Here is a 21,880-nt window from a genome sequence, read left to right on the forward strand (position 1 = left end):
GAGTTCGATCAATTTTGCCGATCGCCCGTTCGCGCCGCGGGACACCAGCCCACCGCCGATGTGATTGCTGATTGGGTCTCAGGTGACGATAGTTTCGCCAAGAACCCGCCGATGCAACGGTCTCCGTCCGTCCTGAGCAAGGAGGGTTCGGTCAGGATGCGGTGGTTGGACTGAAATCCGAAGCTTGAGGGCGACAAGTTTCAGCGTTCAAATTCTAGAGGGCGATCTCGCCGGTGGAGACGGACCGGCGGCGGTTTTTATCGACAATCGGCCGGCCGCTCACGCCGCTGTCTTTTGGGGGGCGCCCGCGCTCCGATTTCCGCGGCGCGATGTATGCCGGCGCTGTGCGCGCGGCTGCTTATGTTGCGGCCGCCTTTGGCGCTCCCTATTACCGCCCGTACCCTGCTCTTCTGGCGTAGGGTCCGGTCAGGCTTATCCTCCCTCGCAATGTCTATGACCGACTCGCGAACTGGTTGGGGTCGCGGGGCGTATGGGTGTCATATCTTCTCCCCGGCCTCCCCGGCTGGGCGATGACGCGTTTCCAATCAAAAAGGTGATAATGACCAGCCCATTCATTGACAATTTGTTTGCAGCCGTCCGCAATGAAAGCGCCCTTCTCGCCTTTCGGGCATCTGCACTTGGGATGCAGTATAGTGCATCCCACATGCGCAGGAAAAATGGACGGTGATTACCGTGCCGTTCGTCATCCCCCAATATGCGGTGGAAATTGTCAACATACCAGGCCAAACCCCGCCGCAATCAATATGACCCACTACCCAATAGGCGGAGAGCCAAGCAGCGAGGAATGTGACTTTGTTCGCGGACATTCCGCTTTACGATGCCGGCGCTGACTTAGAAAACGGCAAAACTATGCGCCGAACTCCACCCTACTCCGCTCTCCTTCCGCTCAAGAAAGAACTCGCGCGATGACGAACATCCTGGCTGCAAGCGCGATTGAAAGCGCGCCGCCGGCGAAGCGCTCATCCGCGAAGCGAACGGTTTTCTTTGCCAGAGCTGAAACCAACGCGTGTGAAGCGATGGAGGCCCGGCGATCCGCCTGCCTAAAAGCCTCGACCCAAAACGGTCATGGCAAACCACCTACTGCTTAGGCTTTAAGTCGCCCATCTATTTCGCTACGGAGCGCCGTGAAGTCGATTGGTTTAGTCAATAAGGCCTCTGCACCTCCTTCCAAAGCTATTCGTCTGGTGTCGCCATCGCCGTAGGCCGTGATCATGATCACCGGAACATCCGGTCGTGACGCTTTCGCTTTTGGTAGGAGTTCAAGCCCGCTCATACCGGGCATATTGACGTCGGACAAAATCAGCATCAAAGGCACCGCATTAGCATCACCAATTTTCTTAAGGGCGCTATCTCCCGACTTAACAAACTCCATTGTAAAGCGGCCGGCACGGATGTCGCGTCGGAATTGCTGGCGAAATAAATCTTCGACGTCGGGTTCATCATCGACCACGAGTATAAGAGGCTTCATGTATGTGCCTCAGCTTTGCCCGCGGGGGCGGAGCGCGGAAGGATGACCCTGAATTCAGTGAATTTGCCGAGTTGAGTGTCAACCTCAATCAATCCGGCATGTTGCTTGACAACGATGTCGAAGCTCAACGAAAGCCCGAGACCGGTCCCTTCGCCCGGCGGCTTGGTAGTGAAGAATGGGTTGAACATCTTCTCCCTCACCTCGGAAGGAATGCCCGCGCCATTGTCGCGAATCCGGATTTCGACGCGGTCACCGAGGTTTCTGGTCGCGGCGGTAAGCGCAGGCTCATAACCCTCAAGGTCATCTTCCGCCTTGCGTTTCATTGCCGCATAGAAACCGTTCGAGATCAGGTTGAGCAGCACGCGTGTGATCTCCTGCGGCAGCAGCTCAGCTTCGCCGGCGGCCGGATCGAAATCCTGCTCCAGCCTAATCTGAATAATCCGCTTCTCGGCGCGGGCGCCATGGTATGCGAGCTTGAGACTCTCGCCAACCAGGGCATTGATGTCGACAGTGCGCCGGTCACCCGAGCCATCGCGCGAGTGCATGAGCATATTCCTGACGATCGAGTCGGCGCGCTTGCCGTGCTGCACTACTTTTTCAAGATTGCCCTTTAGCAGCTTTGCGATTTCGCCAGTTTCTTGGCGCATCAGGTCGTTCAATGGCGCAGGTTTGAGGACCTCGCCTAGTTCGTCGACCAGCTCCGCCGACAGGGCGGAAAAATTATTGATGAAATTAAGCGGGTTCTTGATTTCGTGGGCGATGCCGGCGGTGAGTTGCCCTAGGGAGGCAAGTTTTTCGGTTTGGATTAGCCGATCCTGCGCCGCGCGCAATTCTTCCAGCGATCGCGAGAGTTCCCGTGTGCGTTCGCGGACTTTCTCTTCGAGTGACTGCCGCTCCCATTCGAGCGCTTGGTAGAAGTTCGCGTTGTTAATCGCGGTAGAGGTCTGGCTTGCCAGGTTGGCTAGCCCGAGTAGCGCCTCGCCTTCTTGGACAACCCGGCGCTGATAAGGCGCTTGCCCCGCTGTATTTCCCGCGACCAGCAAGCGAATTGGGTTTTTCGGTTCCCCGCCCAACGGCAAGACGACGTACTCGTCCATACCAATGAGACGTCGCAGCGAGGTTAGCTCGCTGCGGCGGCAATCGGGCAAACACAGTACCCGTTCAACGCCGGCATATAGTGGTGCGAGCGCCAATGAGGCGGTGGGGAGTGCCAGCCTCGCGATGACGGTACTCTCGGCATCGTCATAGTAACCATCCATCGTCTCGATGGAGAAGCTGTTCGCGCCGGATTGCTTCAGAAGAAAGAGGCAGCGCTCGAAATTGAGTTCGTATAAAACGAATTTGGCGGCGAGCTGCAGGATCGTAGTGAGGTCGACGGTTGTGTTGAATTTCTTACCAAGCTCATAGAGATGGCGATACGCGCTCATCTGGCCATCGAGATGCTCTTGCACTTCGTAGAGCTGAACCTCGGTTGTCACCAGGCGCTTGACCTCATCCGAGAGGCGCTGGTTTTCGACCCGAAGCCGATCAATCTCACTCACGCTACGGTCTTTCCATCAAACGCGGAAGTATAGCGGTACTGGACATTGGCTAACTCAGTATACTGCTAATACTACAGCGGTGTAGTTATGGAAATAGTCGCGCCCTCCTATCGGACCAATCTCTCCATAGGTGTAGAGACCTATCCATGGCACGGTGGGCCCAATTTTTTGCTGAAGCTTTTCTAGTATTTGGCTTTTTTGCTGGTCGCGGAACACGGCTTTCCCGCGTCCTATGCAGTCGAACTGAAACACCATCTTCGGCGCGTTATTACCTAATGTCGACTTGATTTCTTCGCCAATGCGTTCGACGCCGGCCGATATCTTTTCGTGGTCGCGCCGGCTCATCCAGATGCTCGTGCCCTCTTCAACTTCGGTCGGAATTGTGATTGAGCCGGCCTTGTCATCTTTTGTCGGCATGAAGCGGATCAAGTAGTCGTCGTAGCCCTTGATCTGTTCGGGCGCTTTGAATGCCATGCAGAGGCTCAGAACCGCCTTACTCCAATTGTCGATCTCATCACCGACGAGATATTCCTTTAGGACGTCGAGAACCGGCATACCGTCAATCTCGTAGATGACATTGCCGGAGCAGCGAGTTACCTTCCGTTCGCCGCCGATGGGAAGGCAACCGTGGTTAACCGACCAAGCAAGCCGGGCAGATCCCGACAGCAGAACGCAGGCGACACCGTCGGATGTGATCTGATCGTCGCAGTATTGGTAAGTTTGTTTAAACTCCATGTTGTCGGCCGAGGTACCCCCAAACAAAGGCAGGTGACGATCAAGCTGCAATTCACTCTTGAGGCCTGCAGCGAAGCGGTCAAAATTCAGGGTTAAGCCGTCGCCGAGCATAATCAGCCCAAGCGTGTCAGGCTGCACCTCGCAAGCTAAGCTCTGGGCGATGGTTCTTCCCGCTGCTTCCGAATTAGCCTTGAGGCCGGAGGCCATTGCGTTCTTGAAATTCAATTCGTCGGAGCTGATCGTCATCACAGCTACTGAGAAGTTCGACTCGTCGGCTTCCAAACCTGCGATGACTCCCCCGCCAGACCCGCCGGCCAGTGGAGCACCACCGGTGGCTACGCGGACGGCATCTAAGAGTGCGCGCTGTTCGTATCCGACGGAAGCAAACATAAAGACGAAGTCGGGTCGGTCGATCCCGGCTGCCGCCAATGCTCTTTCGGCGGCCTCGCGCCCGGCTACCTTAGGATTTCGATGATGGCTCATCCCAACACCGGCATTCGTACCCATCGGCGCGACCTTTCATTTGACGAAGACTTCGCCTCCCCGGGTTTACCTGCTTCTCTCGGATGGCGGACATTAACGAGCGCTCGCTAAGATCAGGCGGAGCGACTTGGACGATACGCCAACCGTAGCTTGCCGGAAAGAAGCGCGGCGCATCGCAAGCGGAATAACCTCAAAAAACGCAACATACGCTCAAGCTTAAGAGCGCGAACTTCTGCAAGATATTGGACCGTGGTCCAATATCGCCCCTGGGGCGAGCCCCGCTACTACAGGGGCGCCCACATACCATCAAGTGCTTTACGCGCCGGAGGATCGCTTCATGCACTCCCTGGTTCACCTGAAGACCGGCTCGCAGGACAATAGGCCCCAAGATTTCGCGTGAGACACGGTCTAAATGTTGGAGCGAGAGTCATCCGAATAGGTGTGCCGCATTGCAACTTTACCATCGCGCGGTTGGACATCGGAGGAAGGAACGCACAGCAACATCAGGAAGATGGCTCTATTGGCTTTGTAGCTGGCGGCAATTCGACGGCTTTCAGAACCCTCCATCACTACCCGCCCGTCGGCGGTACAAACAGTCCACCTCCATCGACGACCACGCCTTTTTAGGCGCACTTCAAACACAGGCAGGTGAGGCAGCATTACGATCATTTAGGTCCCTGTACATGGGTCGGCCGGTTCTCCTTGTAGGTTCAAGGCCTTACAGCATATTTTTATATTACGCGCGATTAATTGTGGAACATTTCTTCCATCGTCTAGACGACAAAAAAATATTTGAACCTTAAAGTTATTAGGTATAACTTGTAGGTCGACTAAACCGTCTTGCCTCACAGCGGCGCTTTAGAAATTTGTTTTTAATCCAAGCAGAGCGCGCGGTGTAATTTCGCTTTCGCAGCTGTTAGCAAACGAGTGCTGGTCGACATCAGATGTCCATCCAATCTAACCGCATCGCGCTCTTTATTGATGGCGCAAACTTGCATTCGACGGCGAGAACGCTCGGCTTCGACATCGACTACAAGCGCCTCCTCAAGGAATTTGATGGGCGCGGTGTCTTACTGCGCGCGTTCTACTACACGGCAATCGTCGAAGATCAGGAGTATTCCTCGATCCGCCCGTTGACAGATTGGCTCAGCTACAACGGTTTCACCGTCGTCACCAAGGCGACCAAGGAATTTGTTGACGCGAGTGGTCGCCGCAAAGTGAAGGGAAACATGGACATCGAACTTGCCGTCAATGCCATGGAGCTTGCCGACCAAGTTGACGAGATGTTTTTATTCTCCGGTGACGGAGACTTCCGCTCGCTCGTGGAGGCGGTCCAGCGTCGCGGCGTCCGGGTTACTGTCATTTCGACTATAGCGAGCCAGCCACCGATGATCGCCGACGAATTGCGGCGCCAGGCTGACGTCTTTATGGACCTTGTAGAGTTGCAGTCCAAGCTCGGCCGTGACCATTCCGAGCGCCCTCTCCGCGCTCCAACAAGTGCCACAATCCAGAGCGCCCCGCGAAATTGCCCTGCTAGACGATGACAAGATTAGCGACTGAACGGCTCGTCCCGGCGCCTGAGCGACAACCGGTCTCAGCGGAGCATTCGCTACGGTGATAGTGACACGAAACCGGCGCGGAGGTCGCGTCCGGTCACGACAATCCGGAACTTGGTCATTGAGCCGATCCATCCGACGATCGAGGTCACGCAGGTCGCTACCGAAGCCGCTGCTCCTGGCACGAAACCGACTTTACCTACCTAGCCGGTGATGTCCGGTCTGGCGGAAGTCGGGTCGCCGGGGGCAGCAGGTCCCAGCCTGACCACAGGAACAGGGAGAAGATTAGAGGGGATCGCCAGAGAACGGGTCTCAAACGCTTTTTGCGAAAGCCCCTCAAACAATCACTTGGCGGTACTCCGTCGCGAGATCACAAGACACCGGGATGACAGCAATGCAAGCAACGCGGACCAGTAATTCCATTTAGAGACCAGCCGGTCTGTGTGCCTTTCGCGTGACAGTCGCCAAGAAAAAAGTCCGAAGAAACATCTGCCGGATGTCCCGTCATTGCGTTGCGAAGATCGTTACGTAGATGCTGAGCGCTAAATTAGCGGATCGTTGCGGAGCTCGGCCTGACGAAGGCTGCTTCCGAAAGAGCAGGGAAAGCGGACCATGAAGATAATCAACAGCGCGGTGCTCTGCACAGCAGCATGTCTTGTCGCCTTGAGCGGAGGCCAGGCAGCGGACCTTCCGGTCAAGGCCAAGGCGGTCGAATATGTCAGGATCTGCTCCCTCTATGGAAACGGCTTCTACTTCATCCCGGGTACCGACACCTGCATCAAGATCGGCGGTTACCTGCGCGCCGATGTCACCTTCAACGGCGGCGGTATTCAGGGCACCCCGGCCTGGAGTGGCCTGGCGGGTCAAAAAAGCCGGCTGAGCAACTATTATTTCGCTCGCGCCCGCGAAAACCTCAACGTCGACACCCGCACCGCGACCGAATACGGCGTGGTCCGTACCTACTTCGATGCGAATTTCTCCTGGACCTCGGGTACCTATGCCGCCACAGGCGCTGGCGGCACCGTTTACTCTGCGGCTGCCCAGGCCGGTGGCCTCGGTGGCGTTGGCAATCCCTCCGACGGTGGACTTTCCGGCGGTTCGTTCGCCCTCAACTTCGCGTTTATCCAGTTCGCCGGCTTCACGATCGGCAGGGCAATATCCCAATTTGACGCACCATTCGCCGGCTATCCCGCCAACATCACTGATGCGCTCCTCGGCGGCCACTCCGATCAAACCGGCGTGAACCAGTTTTCCTATACGGCCGATTTCGGTCAGGGCATCAGCGGTACGGTTTCGCTGCAGGATCAGGTCACCTATTACCAGACCAATCTGTGGAACGCGTCCAGCCTCACCGCGGCCAACTTCGAGGCCGGCGGGTATGGCGCCAATGCTTTCGGTGGCACACGGGCTCCCGACATCGTCGGCATGCTTCGCGTCGAGCAGGCCTGGGGCATGTTCCAGGCCTCGGTGGCCGCGCACAACATCCACGCGGCCTATTACGGCGGAACAGAAACTTCAGGCCATCCCAGCGACAAATGGGGCTGGGCTGGTCAGCTGGCCTTGACGATCAAGAACCTGCCGACTGGCCCGGGAGACGACATCGATATTTCAGTTGGCTATTCGGATGGTGCGAGCCGTTACGTTTGGCAGAGCTTGGTCGCACCCACGGTCGCCCTGTACGGCAGCAGCGGCTTGGCGGGTGTCTACCAAAGCCTGACTATTGGCGGCGTTTCTGACGGCATTTTCACGACCGGCAATGGGATCGAGACGACCAAACTGTGGGGCTTTCGTACTGGTTACACGCACAACTGGAACAGCCAGTGGAATTCAGCGCTGTTCGGCTCCTACACGTCGGTCAGCTACAATGCCACGGCAAGAGGTTATATCTGCGCCACCGTCACCACCTTCCTGACTCCCGGCTCGACCTGCAATCCGAACTTCAACGTCGCGCAGATCGGCACCAACACGCGCTGGTCCCCCGTGAAGAACCTCACTTTCACGGGTGAGCTGATGTACACGCATGTCGATCAGCAATATTCCGGCGTCGCCGCCTTGCCAGCCGTCAGTGTCAAGCCGGCAGCCCTGTACGAACTCAAGGACCAGGGCACATTGTCACTCGCCTTCCGCGCCCAGCGTAACTGGTAAGACGACGAGGCGACGTCCGCGCACTGTTCCGCGGCGACCGCCGCACGTCATCTCCGAGATTTCAAGCGTGCTTTGACCACAGGGAACCACGGCATCCCAGCTTGCGACTACTCGATTTCGAGGTCGTGACCCGTCCACTGGTTGCTTGCGTTGGCAGCGGCAGGCCCGCCTCACGCACGGCATTTTTCAGGACACAAGCGCGTTCCCGGCGATGCTCGGTGAAGACGGCTGGAACATAGTCGCTAGCTTCATTAAATCAGTGCATCACTCTAAAAATCGGCATATTGAGGAGACGACCGATGGCCAGACGAGCCTCCGAGGCTAAAAACTATCGCGATAATGTTGAAAAGTACCGCGATGATCCGGAAATGATTGCCCAACATCTCAACGAAGCGTTCGCAAAAAAAGATCTCGCCTTCGTCTTACGCGCAATGAGCAATGTAGTCCGGGCCCAGAATGTCACGGTCCTCGCGAAAAAGGTTGGGCTAAATCGGGCGAGCCTCTACCACAGATTCGAGCGCGACAAGGACCCAAGGCTTGGAGGGATCTTAAAGCTTCTTGCAGTACTCGGTGTCGAATTGCTCGTGAAGCCGCAGCCGTCTACTCCCGCTAAACGACCTCGACGCAAAACATCGATCGCCTGACGCAAGAACTCAATTTGGCCTTTGGCTCCGATGGGCTGGCCCAGCATATAAAAGTCTTTCATCTGGACGAGGGAGGCGGACATGCGGAGTGCGAAAGTCGTCGGCCGGTATGGCACTTTGCAGCTTAGCGGAGATTTGATGGGGATTTGCGAAGTCTTCTAAAGCAACGGTCCCAGCGTTTAGGAGAGGGCGCCGAGGCCGTTGGGACGTCTCGATGTTGTGAGATGGACAGCCGGTCGCCCCAAGCTTTTTCCTCGCGTAATTTGTCCGCTCGTGCGCGTACGTTCAGGCTCGCTGTGAAATGGCTTTTGTGCGTCCGCCCTCGGCTTGTTCGCGGACCCTCTCGTAGTACCGAAGGACTCTCGTCAGTGTTCGAATCCCATAATCATCTCCTGCATACTTAGCACTTTGATCAAAGCAGCCGGCGCCCGCATGATCTTGAAACAACTCCCTGTCCCGCACATAGCCCCGCATGGTCTCGACAGACGTGTGAACCGACTGATCCATCATCTTGAAGATGTTCGCCCGGTTTGCTGCGGCCGATGAAAAAAAGCCGGCACGGAGTGAGTCTCCTGAATAGGTCTTCACGTCGAAGCGGCCCGTTCCGCATATTGGCAACCGCACGGCGTCTAAGACGTGAGGGGCCGCACCGTCCCCGCCTTATCGATCGGCCGAAAGATTGGCCTGTCTCAATCTTCGTGGCGACCAGCCAGGCTCATGCCATTACTGGGCAATTGATGTCTCCCCGAGGAGTGGCGATCGAAAGCGCTTCGCCCCCTGCTCTGTTTTTCCACGGCCAATTCTGATCCGCAGCCCTCACCCGCCTCCAATACGTCTGCCACACGGGGTCCAGCGAGTGATCACACCCGCCTGAGCGACGTTGAAGTTCGGGTTACAGGTGGTGATACCAGCGGTGACCGCCCCAAAGGTTCCGAGAGCACCGCAGATCAGCGGGGTACCAGCGCCTTTGACTCCCAGATCTAAACCTTCGGGGGATAGCGAAAATCAGGCTATGTCGGAAATCTGGCTGACGCCGCTGCCGCACGTCCCTCAAACATAGAAAGCCCCGTCGGAATGGGGCCTTCAGACGCTGCTTTCTCTACTTTTTCTTGGGAGCGGACGCGATGGGTGCACTGGCGCCTGCGTTGGGCGGAGCTGCGCCTGTTTTGGTGGTATCTGCGCCTGCCATGGGGCTTGGCTTTTTGGCTTTTGGATCGACCGCGATGGACGCACTAGCGCCTGCGTTGGGCGGAGCTGCGCCTGTTTTGGTGGTATCCGCGCCTGCCATGGGGCTTGGCTTTTTGGCTTTTGGATCGACCGCGATGGGCGCACTCGCGCCTGCGTTGGGCGGAATTGCACCTGTTTTGCTAGTGTCTCTTCCCATCATTGGCCCACTTTGAGCCAGAGCTAATGACGATCCGACGGCGAAAAACGAAATTGCTGCCGCCGTAATTATTTGCTTCATGCACGCCCCCGGTTAAAACTGATTGAGTTTGCAAAAGGCAGTTTGATGCAGGGCGACCCAGCGGTCAAACTCGATGACGCGGACCAACTGTCGCCGCAGGACATCAACGACCATCCTTGATCTAGATCAACCCACGAAAAGCGGCGGTCCGCGTAGATAGCGGTGAGCCGATGTTAAGCTGAAGGCTACGTAATGCCGCAAGAAGACGAACCGACCTCAGGGCGTGAGCCGAGCAAGCCTTCCCGCACGGAACAGGCGCGGCGGATCGCTGAGGAGTACGCTCTAAGGGCAATCCTCAAAAAGCTTCGCAAGCTCTTCAATTGAGCTCTTCCGGCCTCTTTCATATTGATCCGCCCAGAACGGCTAGAGGGCCAAAGCGGTTTAGAGAAGCGGCCAAAAAACAGCCCCCGCACCTTGGCTCGCGAACTGCTTTTTGCGCTCGGCACGTACAGCAAAGCAAAAACCCCGGCAGTTTCCCGCCGGGGCTTCAGCTAAACGTTGATCAGACGAACTCGATTAGAAGTTGCGCTGAGCGCGGATAAGCGCGCTGACGGTGTTCTGGTCCCTCAGCTCGTACACAGCTGCCGGCTTGGCCGTGCCCGCAACCGCTCCGGGCGCAATCGTTCCAGCGTGCTTCTGGTCAAGACGAGTCCAGGTGACATCTGCCGAGAACGTCAGGCCCTTCACAGGCGTCCAGCGAGTGATGATACCCGCCTGAGCGATGTTGAAGTCCGGGTTACAGGTGGTGACACCAGCGGTGACCGCACCGAAGCCTCCGAGAGCGCCGCAGATCAGAGCGGCGCCAGCGGCTTTGTAGTTCACCGCAGCGTAAGCACCATAGAGACCCGTGCTCCAGTAGGGATCCCAATTGTGGTTGTAACCACCGCGGAAGCCCCAGGTCTGAACCGTGTCGATGCCGGTTCCAGCCGCGTAGATGCCGTCAGCAGCAGCAGCGAGGCCAACGCTCTGGTAGGCGCCCGGCACGCCGGTGCCGCCGTACATCGCGAAGTTCTGACCAACCAAGCTCTGCAGGTTGTAACGGGTCGCACCATCCGTGTAGACAGCTTGCAAGTTCAGAGTGTCACCCGCTCCAGTCGGGAGGTTCTTGATCTGCAAGGCACCCTGAACAGCCCAACCCCACACGTCGCTGGGATGACCAGTCACTTCAGTGCCGCCGTAGTAGGCAGCGTGGTTGTTATGCGCAACGGCCGACAACTGGAACAGACCCCAAGCCTGATCGACCTTGAGCACGCCGATGATGTCGGGAGCCCTTGTTCCACCGAAGCCGCTGGCGCCATAGCTACCGCCAGCGAAGCCCGGACCGGTAAAGAGACCGGCACTTGCGTTGATCAGATTGCTCTGGGTGTGAGCAGTCGGATCCTGAAGCGAAATGGTGCCCGACACGCCGTTGCCGAATTGAGCGGTGTAGGTGAACTGGTTGACGCCAGTGACCTGTCCGCTGCCGCCGACGAGACCGTCGAAATTGTTGGCGGGATAGTTGACCCAGGGAGCGTCGAACTGGGAGATCGTCTTACCCATCGTGAACCCAGCGAACTGGATGAACGCATGGTAGACGCCCAGCGAACCGCCAGCGATACCACCGTCAGACGGGTTACCAACGCCACCAAAACCACCCGACTGGGCAGCCGCAGAATAGAAGGTGCCGCCAGCACCGGTACCGGCATAGGTGCCTGTGGTCCAGGAGAACGTCGCATCGAAATACGTGCGGACGACGCCGTATTCGGTCGCAGTACGCGTATCGATGTTCAGGTCCTGACGGGAACGAGTGGTGAAATAGTTCGAAAGGCGATTTTGCGCGCCCAGCTGTGCGGAATACGCACCATTGTAAACCGAGGCGTTGAACGCCGTTTCAACGCGCAGATAACCACCCAGCTTGATGCAGGTGTCCGTGCCGGGGATGTAGTAGAAACCAGCACCGTACAGGGAGCAGATCCTCACGTACTCGACCGCTTTGGCCTTGACGGGAAGATCGGCAGCCTGTGCTCCACTCACGGCGATCAGACCCGCCGCTGAGCCGAGAATAAGGCTCTTAACCATCTTCATGATAAACCTCCAAGTTGCTCTGTAGGGAAGGTTCCGGATCCGCCGGGTGCAAACACCCTAAGGTTGGTTCCCTTAATCCCTTGAAACCCGCTTAGTCGCTTCGCGCCTTCGGACACTCCCGCATGAACGCGAGGGACTTAAGCGAACCACCTAACGGGACGACCTCGGGATGCCCCCCTCCGTCGCGAGATCACAATTACCGAGGACTTCTGCACACGCAACAAAGGAACCGCTTCCAGACGCATGACTCAGCGCCTTTTCCAAAGGGTGTTGCACAAATAACACGCAGACGTGATCAGACTTTCTTCGTAACCAATTGTTTCAAATAGATATTTTTTGAAAGTTCCATTTGACCCACGATTTGTTGCTGGTGGCCGGCCGGCGAACGGTTTTCCCTTTCCGGGCATGTGGCGGCGTCGAATCGAGCGTCCAAAATCACCGAATCCCCGTCAGGCCGTCACACTCGTGGTGAAATGAGGATCGGCGAAATGACCGCCGCAATGCCCGTTCGCCACCATATATCTAATCGCAGCCATAAAAAGGCTAATGGGGCCACGGTGCTCCTTTACCGGACCGGGTCCGGCCACAAATGGCTCTGCGAAACCGCTCCCAGGATTGCAGATGTTCCTACTACCGGCGGCCGAAACGCGCCTTTGCCTTTGCGGGCAACCCGTCTCATCCGAACCCGCGGTGAGCGGCGCCGAAACGCTGACAGCGTGTCGCCTGAATGAACGGATCCCGCCTTTTGAAGACGTCAAAGCCAGCACACGCGCGAAATGAGCCCAAGGCCGGCTTTATTGTATGGACGCCGCCTGGCCGCACGGGGCTCCAGAAGGCCGCCAGGAAGCTCTCAAACCGGCGCCGCCAGATGCGAATTGGCGTACCGCGCGCGCCAGTAGGCGGCAGCGTCCTTAAATGGCCCCGGCGTAACCTGAATCTGCCGCTTGCGGCCCGCCCCCGCGTCGGGCATATCCGCCCTTACGGAGCTGTGGCCGAGTGGCTGAAGGCGGCGGTTTGCTAAAGGGCTGTGAGCAGTCCCGGCCCATCCCTTGTGATGCAGATAGGCCCCATTTTATTGGGTCTTTTGCATACTCCGCCCGTGCGCCGTACCGTCTAATATCGCTCTATACTTGCCCGTCCGGTGGCAATCGCGGTGGCAGCTTGGCGCCCTCGCCTTCCAAAGATAACGGCCCCAGCGTGCCGGTGGGCGAGCACTGGGGCCGACATTTCCTCGAATGAAGCGCGGGGGGGACGTTGCTTCCATTCGGTAGTGCACATTAAGCGATCAGGTCAGGAATTGTTCCGCCCCCTAGAACTTCCACGATGTTTTGAATCAGGAATTGATGCATGGCAAAGATCGCCGCTACCGGTACCAGCGCGAGCAACCACAGCGGTCGCAGCAGATGAAAGGGTATGGCAGCGTCAGGCATGACGGAGCGCTCCCTTTCCTGTGCGTTCGCCGCTCAGCCAGAGGCCAAGCCACAACGCCAATCCAAGGACAACGGCGGCACCGAGCGGCCACTGGAACAGCGGCAGCTTCGGGCGCCAGGACAGCGTCTGCAGTTTTGCGGGTGCAAGCCGTTCGATGTCGGTGTAGACCGCCTGCAACTGCGCACCGTCCTCGGCGCGGAAGAAACGGCCGTCAGTCATCGCCGCTACCGATTGCAGCACACCAAGATCGACGCGGTTCTCGCCCGACGCCGCTGGATCTCCGACGCCGATGGTGTAAACGACGACGCCTTTCTGGTGGGCGATGTCGGCCGCGTGTTCAGGCGGCACGCGGCTTGCGGTGTCGTTGCCGTCGGTGAGCAGGATCAGCAGCTTTTGTTTCGCCGTGCTGGTTTCCAATGTCTTGATCGCAAGGCCGATGGTATCGCCAATGGCGGTCTGCTGGCCGGCCATGCCGACCTGGGTCTGATCAAGCAGCTGCGCAGCGGTTTGCAGATCTTGGGTAAACGGAACCTGCACATAGGCCCTGGTGCCAAACAGGATGAGCGCAACACGGTCGCCTCGCCGCCGCGCAATAAACTCGTTCACGACGCGTTTGACACCATCGAGGCGCGTCAGCGTCGCGCCATCAGCCGTGCGGAAATCGGCCTGCTCCATCGAGCCGGAGATATCGATCGCCAGGATCAGGTCGCGCGCGGAAACCTCGCGCGTCACGGCATCGCCGACCCATTGCGGTCGCGCCAGCGCCGTGACGAGAAGCATCCAGATCGCCGCAGCAATGATCATTTGGATGCGCCGCCGCTGCAGCACGACAGCGCCGCGCTGCGGCGTCTGACCCGTCGCTTCCGCCAGCCGCTCGAAGAACGGTACCTGCACCGAGGCCTGCCGCGCACGATATGGCGGCAGCCACCACCAGGCCAAAATCGGCAGCGGCAGCAAAGCGAACATCCACGGCCACGCGAACTCAAGCATGATGTCCCCTGATCCAGCGGCGAACCAGCCCGGCCAGCGCCTCGATCTGATCGCTATCGGGCGAAACGCGTTGATACGGCGCGCTGACGAGCAAACGTCCCGCGCCTTCCGAGAATTCCTTTCCCTCATAACTACGGTCGAGGAACGCAAGCCAGGCAGGACCAGCGAGCGGCGCAACGGCCTCGCGCGAGAACGCGCAGAGTGCGGTTCGGCGCACCAGCACGCTCAGCCGCGTCGCCGCCTGATCTGGCGCAGTATCCGTGGCAGCCTGTATTTGCTCCAGTTCCGCCAGCGCCTCGCGCCGATACTTGTCGGCATAGAAGCGGTGCACGAACCGCCAGCCTCCCCAGAGTACGCCTGCTGCAATCAGCACGAGGGCGATGCGCAGCGGCCAGGTCTGCGGCCACAAACTGACTTCCTGCGGCAACGGGAAGTCGATCAACCCCGAAAGTGGATCGGTCTGCGCATCAGCCAAGGCTCGCTCCATCTGACCATGGCCTCCACCAGAGCCGCCGCCTCGCCCGCCGCGACCCGGCAAAGCGCCGAGCAGACGCTGGACCTGTTGGGCGGTGTCCTCGGCAGAACTGAGCGGCAACACGGGGACACGCAGTTCCTGCGTCCATGCCAGCACGCCCTTGAGCCGGTCCTGCGATACCTGCAATATGCTCTTGCGAACGCTTTCCCGCCCCACTTCGAGATGAATCTGCAATTCGCCATCGGTGACGGTCATGCTCGCCGAGGCCGGCAGTTCGCTTTGCAGTGGATCATGAACCAGCAGCGCCACGACATCGTTGTGGCGCGCAATCTCGCCAACCATCTTGTGGGTCTCGTCATCGGCGCCGTCGAAATCGCTGATGACGATGACGACCGCATCGTGCAGCGCTCGACGTTGGGCCTGCGCCAGCGCGTTGTTCAGCATGGCGGGCGAAGCGGAAATGCCTTTGTTGACACCGAGCAAGCGATTATGGGCGACGATGGCCGTCAGGATTTGCAGTACCGTCGAACGGCTCCGCCGCGGTCGGAGTTCGACGATCTCCCGGTCGTTGAACACGATGGCGCCAACGCGGTCGCCCGCACTCAAAACGCGCCAGGCGCCGATTGCGGCCGCTTCCGCCGCTGCTACCGATTTCATGGCGCGACGGCTGCCGAAGAACATCGACATCCGCTGATCCACGACCAGCAGGGTTTGGCGGTCCCGCTCCTCATTGAAGACACGCACATGCGGCCGCTGCAGCCGTGCCGTCACCTTCCAATCGATCGAACGGACGTCATCGCCAGAGCGATAGTCGCGGATCTCCTCGAAATTGAGACCACGCCCCCGCATGCGCGAGGCGAAGCGGCCGGACAACAGGCTGTGCACTGGCTGTCGCGGCTTGAAGGAGACGTTGGGTGCGCGGTGTTCAAGCGCGAGCAAATCGTCGAGACTGACGTAGACACCTGGCACACTGGCTATCCCGTCAGTCATGGCACCCTCATGCGGCCGCGACAAGCTCGGTGATCTTGTCGATCACCTGGTCGGCGTTGACACCCTGGGAAATGGCCTCGTAGCTGAGTATCAGCCGATGGCGCAGGCAATCGTGCACGACCGCGCGCACATGGTCGGGCGTCACGAATTCTTGGCCATCGAGCCAGGCGCGCACGCGCGCGCAGCGATCGAGCGCCAGGCTTCCGCGTGGGCTGGCGCCGACCTGAATCCACTTGCCCAGGGGATCGCCGTACCGGCCCGGGAAACGTGTCGCATAGACGATATCCACGATGTATTTCTGCGCGAGGTCGGAGACGAAGATACCGTCGATCTCGCCCCTGGCATCGAGAATGGCCTGCTGCGGGACCGGAGCGAGATCCGCGGCGTGTTCTTTCTTCTGCGCGTTCTCCGAACGGTTCAGCTTGATGATCTCGCCTTCCGTCGCTTCATCCGGATAGGTGATGACGACATGCATCAGGAAGCGGTCCAGTTGCGCTTCCGGCAGCGGATAAGTGCCCTCCTGCTCGATCGGATTCTCGGTCGCCAGCACCATGAAGAGGTCCGGCATCTTGTAGGTCTTGCCGGCAACGGTGACCTGCCGCTCTTCCATCGCCTCGAGCAACGCCGATTGGACCTTGGCCGGCGCGCGGTTGATCTCGTCGGCCAGCACCAGGTTGGCGAAGATCGGACCCTTCTGGAACTGGAACTGGCCACCCTTCTCGGTCTGCACATAAATTTCGGCGCCGGTCACATCCGATGGCAGCAGATCGGGCGTAAACTGCACGCGCGACAGATCCGCAGCCAGGTTTTTCGCCAGCGTCTTGACCGCGCGCGTCTTCGCAAGGCCCGGCAGACTTTCGATCAGCATGTTGCCGTTGGCGAGCAAACCAATCAGCATGCTCTCGACCAGGTGGTCCTGGCCCAGCACGGACTTCCCGATCCGCGCCTTCAGATCGAGCAAGCCTTCACGCGCGGTCGAACGCTTCGGATTTTCGGAGTTAACCGCCGCCTGCGGGGTTGCAACGAGATCAGACATATTTCACTCATCGGACCGAAAATTGCCCGGCCGCCAGGGGCGGCGGCCGGTCGATCGCATCGTCACGCGCCTGAAGCGTGGCGCGGACCGGCGTCCGCTATTTCGCACCCGTCTTGTCCAGATTCTTCATCAGCGCGTCGACCATCTGGTCGATGCTGAAGCTGGCGGACCGCTGGCTCGGCGGATACTCCTTGAAGGTTTGCAGGAACGGGGCCACCCGCCACACGCCGTACTGCAGCAGGTAGGCGTTCTTGGCCAGCCAGTCATAGTACTGGTCGGAAACGATGTCCGCCCGCTCGAAGGGGTCCATTCGCAGGTTGAATACCTTGGGCGCACGCAGGCAAGTGAACGGATTGGACCACACCTCGAAGCCGCCGGGCCTGCGCTGTTCGCAGAACACGACCTTCCAATCGTTATAGCGATAGGCCACCATCTCGCCGTCATCATTGAAGTAGTGGAATTCAGTGCGTGCGGACTTCGGCGACTGGCCAGTCAAGAACGGTAACTGGTTGTAGCCGTCGAGATGAACCTTGAAGGTCTTGCCGCCGACGTTGCCGCCCTTGACAAGGCGATCCTTGATGTCGGAATCACCGGCCGCCGCAAGCAACGTCGGGAACCAATCGAGGCCAGAGACCATCTCATTCGATACCTCGCCGGCCTTGATCCGACCGGGCCAGCGAACCATCGCGGGGACGCGGAATGCGCCTTCCCAGTTGGTGTCCTTCTCGCTGCGGAACGGCGTGGTTGCCGCATCCGGCCACGACCATTGGTTCGGCCCGTTATCGGTCGTGTAGACGATGATCGTGTTGTTGGCGATACCGAGTTCGTCGATCGCCTTCAGCAACTTACCGACGTCGCCGTCATGCTCGATCATGCCGTCGGCATATTCGTTGCCCGGCATGCCGCTCTTCCCTCGCATCGATTCGCGGACATGGGTGAACAGATGCATACGCGTGGTGTTCATCCAGGTGAAGAACGGCTTGTTAGCCCTGACCTGCCGCTGCATGAAATCAATAGCAGCCGCGGTGGTTTCGTCGTCGATCGTCTCCATCCGCTTCCTGTTGAGCGGGCCGGTGTCTTCGATCTTGCCGTCGGCAGACGCCTTGAGCACGCCGCGGGGCGAGTTACTCTTGACGAACGCCGTGTCGTTCTTCGGATAATACGGCTGCTCCGGCTCTTCCTCGGCGTTGAGATGATAGAGATTGCCGAAAAATTCGTCGAAGCCGTGCTTTACCGGCAGGTATTCATCGCGGTCACCGAGGTGGTTCTTGCCGAATTGGCCGGTCGAATAGCCGAGCGGCTTCAGCGCCTGCGCGATCGTTATATCGCGATCCTGCAAGCCGACGGGAGCACCTGGAATGCCGACCTTGCAGAGCCCGGTGCGCAGGCAGACCTGGCCCGTAATGAATGTCGAGCGACCGGCAGTGCAGCTGTTCTCCGCGTAATAGTCGGTGAACATCATGCCTTCTTTGGCGATCCGATCGATATTTGGCGTCTTGTAACCCACCAAGCCGTGGGTGTAGGCGCTGATGTTGGACTGGCCCACGTCGTCACCGAAAATCACGAGGATGTTCGGTTTGGCCGCACCTGGTTGCTGGGCCAGCGCAGGCGATCGGCCGAGCGGCGAAAGACTTGTTGCGAGCATTGCCACTGCAAGCAGGCTCCCAAGCAGTGTTCGCCTCCTGTCGTCAGACTTCTTGCGGTCCACTTTCATGTCGCTCATCGTTCACTCCCAGGTTGAAATTTTCCTCAACGCAAAACCCGACACTCGCACCTGTGGTGCGTTACCTTCGGCGACCTCCGCCGCCGCGCAGCCCTCCGCCGCCGCCGTGAAAACCTCCGCCGCGCATGGCGGCACCGCCGCCGGCCCGGATTGCCTGCGCACGCGCGCCGCCGATGTTGGGCCGCGAACTGATGCGCGCGCGGGTGACGCTTTGCTTGCTGGCGACGGCGCGGCCGCCCGTGCGAGCGCCGGTGATTTGCTTTTTGCCGCCGCCGCGTGAGAGATTGGCGTCACGTTTGCCGCCGCCGCGCGCCGCTACATTCTTTGCACCGGCGCCGGCCTTCGACAGATTGCCCTTCGACAGATTGCGCTGGCCGATATCAGTGCGGCTCCGGGCTGCCTCGCGCGCCGCCGCCGTGTTGCCCTTGCCGAACCGCGCCGCAACGCCGGCGTCACGGTAAGCGACGTTGCCGCGATGTACGGGGTTATGCACCCAGGCATGGTGCTTTCCGGGTTGAACGCAAAGCCCGCAATGAGGTCCGGCCTGATACGATAATCGAGCCCGTATGTAAGTTCCGACAGCGTGCCTTGCGACTTGAGCCCGACACTCCGGTCTGTGAAGTTGACTTGGCGCGGTGTCGTCCATGCATGCCAGCCGTTGCCCATCGATGCATGGACAGGACTGGTGGCGACGCCTGCGTTGGCGACCCCCGCGAGAATCGCGTCCGAGATGAAGTAGCTGCGCGCAAAGTCTGTCCCCAGCGCACGCGCGAGATTCGCGTGCGGCACGGGCATAGGTGGTGGCGGCGGGGCTGGTGGAGGCGGCGGTCCCGGTGGGGGCGGTGGAGGAGGCCCCGGAGGCGGCGGTGGCGGTGGCGGCGGTGGTGGTGGTGGTGGTGGCGGTGGTGGCGGTGGTGGTGGTGGCGGTGGTGGCGGAGGCGGGAACGGATTTGGAATCGGTATGAAGCCGTTCCAGTGCCGTGGAAGCCACGGAATTGGCGGCGGCGGCCCCGGTGGAGGCGGCGGCGATATGGAACATGCCTGGTTGGTGAATGCATTCACCTCGTTTGAGATCGACTTGTCGCCGGTTAGCGGTCCGAGGACGCTGCCCCAGGCCCGGAACTTCTCATGGTCGTCGAACGACGGCGGAAAAACCTCGATCGCCGTTTCCGTTCGAAGGTCAAGGAAGGTCGGCCCGCCCGTGAGCGTTCCGCTCTTGCTGAAACGCCACATGAAACCAATCTGCGGATCGCCCTGTACGCTGCTGGCATTGATGCAGTAGTCATTGGTCGCGGGGCGATAGCCATCGAATCCAAGATGGATGCGATCCGCTGCAACCGCGACCTGCCCGTAGGTGAGCGTTACAGCTGTCCCCAACACAAGCGAGCGGAACCGCCAGAGACCAGCGGGCAAGCACACATGCCGCCGATCAGATTCGACCGGACCTCTGGCTGGCGTTGGTACATCCATCGCACGGTCTCCACAGTGAGCCCGATTCACCGCATTGCTCTACGATAAAATATTCGGCGACCTAATTGCGGCGGGAGGGATTACTACCAGAAATAGTCTGCAGGTGTTGTACCGTGGCAACTATTCTCTACAATTGCAGATAATGACGCGTAGTTCCTAGCCAGATTTCGAGTAACTATCCTGCATTTCGCGCAAGCCGCCTTCAACCTGATCGAGGCGCATGGTCCCGCGAAACAGCGATCACAACGTGTCGCACCCACGGGCGGTGACGGGAGGCGAGCGCAAAAGTGACCGCTGCCGATCATTCCGCTCTCTCGATCGCTTTTTCGAACATGCGCGGGGCAGCGACGTGGATCCGGAATTTCTCCAACGCGGCCGCAGCCGCCAGGCGCAGGAGCCCACCCAGAGAGCTAGGCGGCAAGGAGAAACTTCCGCCAAGAACTCCTAAACCCTCGTAGGGCTGCTGGGCCGGCCCCCTGGACGACGCGCGAGTCGGTCTATCAAATAGGCGGACATCGCATAACCGTTTTACGCGAACCCTCCCTCCCTTGCTCTTGAACTCCTCAAGGGCAGACGCCAGAGTAAATCTTCCCTCGTCGGGGCCGGCGCCTATGCGGAGAAATGGCCGTCACAGGGCATATCACAACGTGAGAAATCTACCGAATAGACCAGATCGAGGACGATCCTTCCCTGGCGATCTAATGAGATGGTATTGCCTACAGGCTTGAACTCTGCATGGTATCGCGGATCGGTCTCGAAACACTGATGCGATCACTTCGATTTCGATTGCTGGCTTTGTGGATCATGCTGATCGTCTCGGGAACGGCAACCGCATTCCTGCTGCTGAATCGTTCCGGCCGACGTCGAACGCGCTCCGCGCGCGCGGAGAACATTGTGGATATCGCGCGTCGCGACATCGCCGATCGCTACCAGTTTCTTGTCGCAGGATGGAGCGACGCCGTCATCGATGACAGAATGAATACGGAGCTTGCGATCGTCCTCAAGACAACGCATGCCCCGCGATGGGCGTCGTGCATGGTTGTTGCTTTCCAATCTTGATTTTGCGTTCAGGTCGACCTGCGCGCCTTCCGACAGGAGCTGCTTCACGATCATGACCGGCCGCCAACCTGCCCATAATCCCGCGGCCGCGACGGCAGGTTTCCAGACTGGAACAAGATGAAGAACCCAGAGCACCCGGCGATGGCGCGGGCAAAGGATTCGATCGGCTTTTCTGAAACCGCACGCGACGACTTGCGCTCACGTCGTTAGACTTCTCGGCTAGCAATCTCAGTGCGCACCCATCAAGGTCCGGTTTGCGAAGCGGCCTTTCGGTTGAACTCGACGGCCCCTGCAGTAGGGATGTACACCTCGCGCGATGTCCGTGAGGAAGCCGAAGCGCGGGACCGTAGTGAGAAATCGCGGATCTCAATTTTCGTTCAGTTTCCGCAGAGGGACTTTCTTGGCGCTCTGCTCGCGGCCCGCGCCGTAAGGTTCCCGACCGTGCCTGGCGCTGACTCCATCATTATGGCGCGCTATGTGTCATCCGCGCTACAGCAAATGTTGCGCATTGCGCGCTAGCTGCAGAGACACAGTATAAAACGAAAGATCAAAATGAAAAAGTTCCTCCTTGCTACTGTCGCCTT

At 59.1% G+C, this 21,880-nt stretch carries 15 protein-coding genes and 1 pseudogene; 5 read left to right on the forward strand and 11 right to left on the reverse strand.

Features of this window, described 5'->3' with window-relative positions; genetic code table 11:
• Positions 1-1,105: 1,105 nt before the first annotated feature.
• The 3 genes and pseudogenes from JQ558_RS16140 to JQ558_RS16150 form a co-directional block, all read right to left on the reverse strand.
• On the reverse strand, positions 1,106-1,489 hold the full coding sequence (locus tag JQ558_RS16140; RefSeq protein ID WP_211996078.1) for a response regulator: 384 nt from the start codon (positions 1,487-1,489) through the stop codon (positions 1,106-1,108).
• Positions 1,486-2,385 (reverse strand): annotated as a pseudogene (locus tag JQ558_RS37250) (sensor histidine kinase); the annotation flags it as partial. The gene JQ558_RS16140 and the pseudogene JQ558_RS37250, both read right to left, overlap by 4 nt.
• A gap of 699 nt (positions 2,386-3,084) precedes the next feature.
• Positions 3,085-4,272: an FIST signal transduction protein gene (locus JQ558_RS16150; protein WP_211996076.1), complete on the reverse strand. Its 1,188-nt coding sequence runs from the start codon at positions 4,270-4,272 to the stop codon at positions 3,085-3,087.
• A gap of 920 nt (positions 4,273-5,192) precedes the next feature.
• Here JQ558_RS16150 and JQ558_RS16155 point away from each other — a divergent pair.
• The 3 genes from JQ558_RS16155 to JQ558_RS16165 all read left to right on the forward strand — a co-directional run bounded on the left by JQ558_RS16155 (position 5,193) and on the right by JQ558_RS16165 (position 8,593).
• The gene (locus JQ558_RS16155; RefSeq protein WP_212294187.1) at positions 5,193-5,792 is read left to right on the forward strand and encodes an NYN domain-containing protein; all 600 of its coding nucleotides are present in this window, start codon (positions 5,193-5,195) and stop codon (positions 5,790-5,792) included.
• A gap of 624 nt (positions 5,793-6,416) precedes the next feature.
• Positions 6,417-7,949: a porin gene (locus JQ558_RS16160; protein WP_212294188.1), complete on the forward strand. Its 1,533-nt coding sequence runs from the start codon at positions 6,417-6,419 to the stop codon at positions 7,947-7,949.
• A 299-nt stretch (positions 7,950-8,248) separates the two neighbouring features.
• Complete coding sequence (locus tag JQ558_RS16165) at positions 8,249-8,593, forward strand: addiction module antidote protein (RefSeq protein WP_212294189.1); 345 nt, start codon at positions 8,249-8,251, stop codon at positions 8,591-8,593.
• Between the two features lie 1,981 nt (positions 8,594-10,574).
• Here JQ558_RS16165 and JQ558_RS16170 read toward each other — a convergent pair.
• The 7 genes from JQ558_RS16170 to JQ558_RS16200 form a co-directional block, all read right to left on the reverse strand.
• Positions 10,575-12,122 carry a porin gene (locus JQ558_RS16170; RefSeq protein ID WP_212294190.1) on the reverse strand — a complete coding sequence of 516 codons (1,548 nt, stop codon included), beginning with the start codon at positions 12,120-12,122 and terminating at the stop codon, positions 10,575-10,577.
• 1,277 nt (positions 12,123-13,399) lie between these two features.
• Complete coding sequence (locus JQ558_RS16175; RefSeq protein ID WP_212294191.1) at positions 13,400-13,552, reverse strand: hypothetical protein; 153 nt, start codon at positions 13,550-13,552, stop codon at positions 13,400-13,402.
• Entirely contained in the window at positions 13,545-14,543 is a 999-nt protein-coding gene (locus JQ558_RS16180; protein ID WP_212294192.1) for a VWA domain-containing protein, read from the reverse strand. Before JQ558_RS16180 ends, JQ558_RS16175 begins: the two co-directional genes overlap by 8 nt.
• Complete coding sequence (locus tag JQ558_RS16185; RefSeq protein ID WP_212294193.1) at positions 14,536-16,032, reverse strand: DUF4381 family protein; 1,497 nt, start codon at positions 16,030-16,032, stop codon at positions 14,536-14,538. The genes JQ558_RS16180 and JQ558_RS16185 overlap by 8 nt, the downstream gene beginning before the upstream one ends.
• Entirely contained in the window at positions 16,016-17,044 is a 1,029-nt protein-coding gene (locus JQ558_RS16190) for a MoxR family ATPase (RefSeq protein ID WP_212294194.1), read from the reverse strand. Before JQ558_RS16190 ends, JQ558_RS16185 begins: the two co-directional genes overlap by 17 nt.
• Before the next feature lie 97 nt (positions 17,045-17,141).
• Positions 17,142-18,767: an arylsulfatase gene (locus tag JQ558_RS16195; protein WP_212294195.1), complete on the reverse strand. Its 1,626-nt coding sequence runs from the start codon at positions 18,765-18,767 to the stop codon at positions 17,142-17,144.
• Positions 18,768-18,828: 61 nt separating this feature from the next.
• The gene (locus tag JQ558_RS16200) at positions 18,829-19,260 is read right to left on the reverse strand and encodes a hypothetical protein (RefSeq protein WP_212294196.1); all 432 of its coding nucleotides are present in this window, start codon (positions 19,258-19,260) and stop codon (positions 18,829-18,831) included.
• Positions 19,261-19,567: 307 nt separating this feature from the next.
• On the opposite strand from JQ558_RS16200, the gene JQ558_RS16205 reads away from it, so the two are divergent.
• Positions 19,568-19,732, forward strand: a complete 165-nt coding sequence (locus JQ558_RS16205; RefSeq protein ID WP_212294197.1) for a hypothetical protein — start codon at positions 19,568-19,570, stop codon at positions 19,730-19,732.
• Positions 19,733-19,895: 163 nt separating this feature from the next.
• Complete coding sequence (locus tag JQ558_RS16210; RefSeq protein ID WP_212294198.1) at positions 19,896-20,285, forward strand: hypothetical protein; 390 nt, start codon at positions 19,896-19,898, stop codon at positions 20,283-20,285.
• A 723-nt stretch (positions 20,286-21,008) separates the two neighbouring features.
• Here JQ558_RS16210 and JQ558_RS16215 read toward each other — a convergent pair.
• Positions 21,009-21,350 carry a hypothetical protein gene (locus JQ558_RS16215; protein ID WP_212294199.1) on the reverse strand — a complete coding sequence of 114 codons (342 nt, stop codon included), beginning with the start codon at positions 21,348-21,350 and terminating at the stop codon, positions 21,009-21,011.
• Between the last annotated feature and the right edge of the window lie 530 nt (positions 21,351-21,880).

The sequence above is a fragment of the Bradyrhizobium sp. AUGA SZCCT0160 genome, assembly GCF_018130105.1.
In the GTDB taxonomy this organism is placed as follows: domain Bacteria; phylum Pseudomonadota; class Alphaproteobacteria; order Rhizobiales; family Xanthobacteraceae; genus Bradyrhizobium.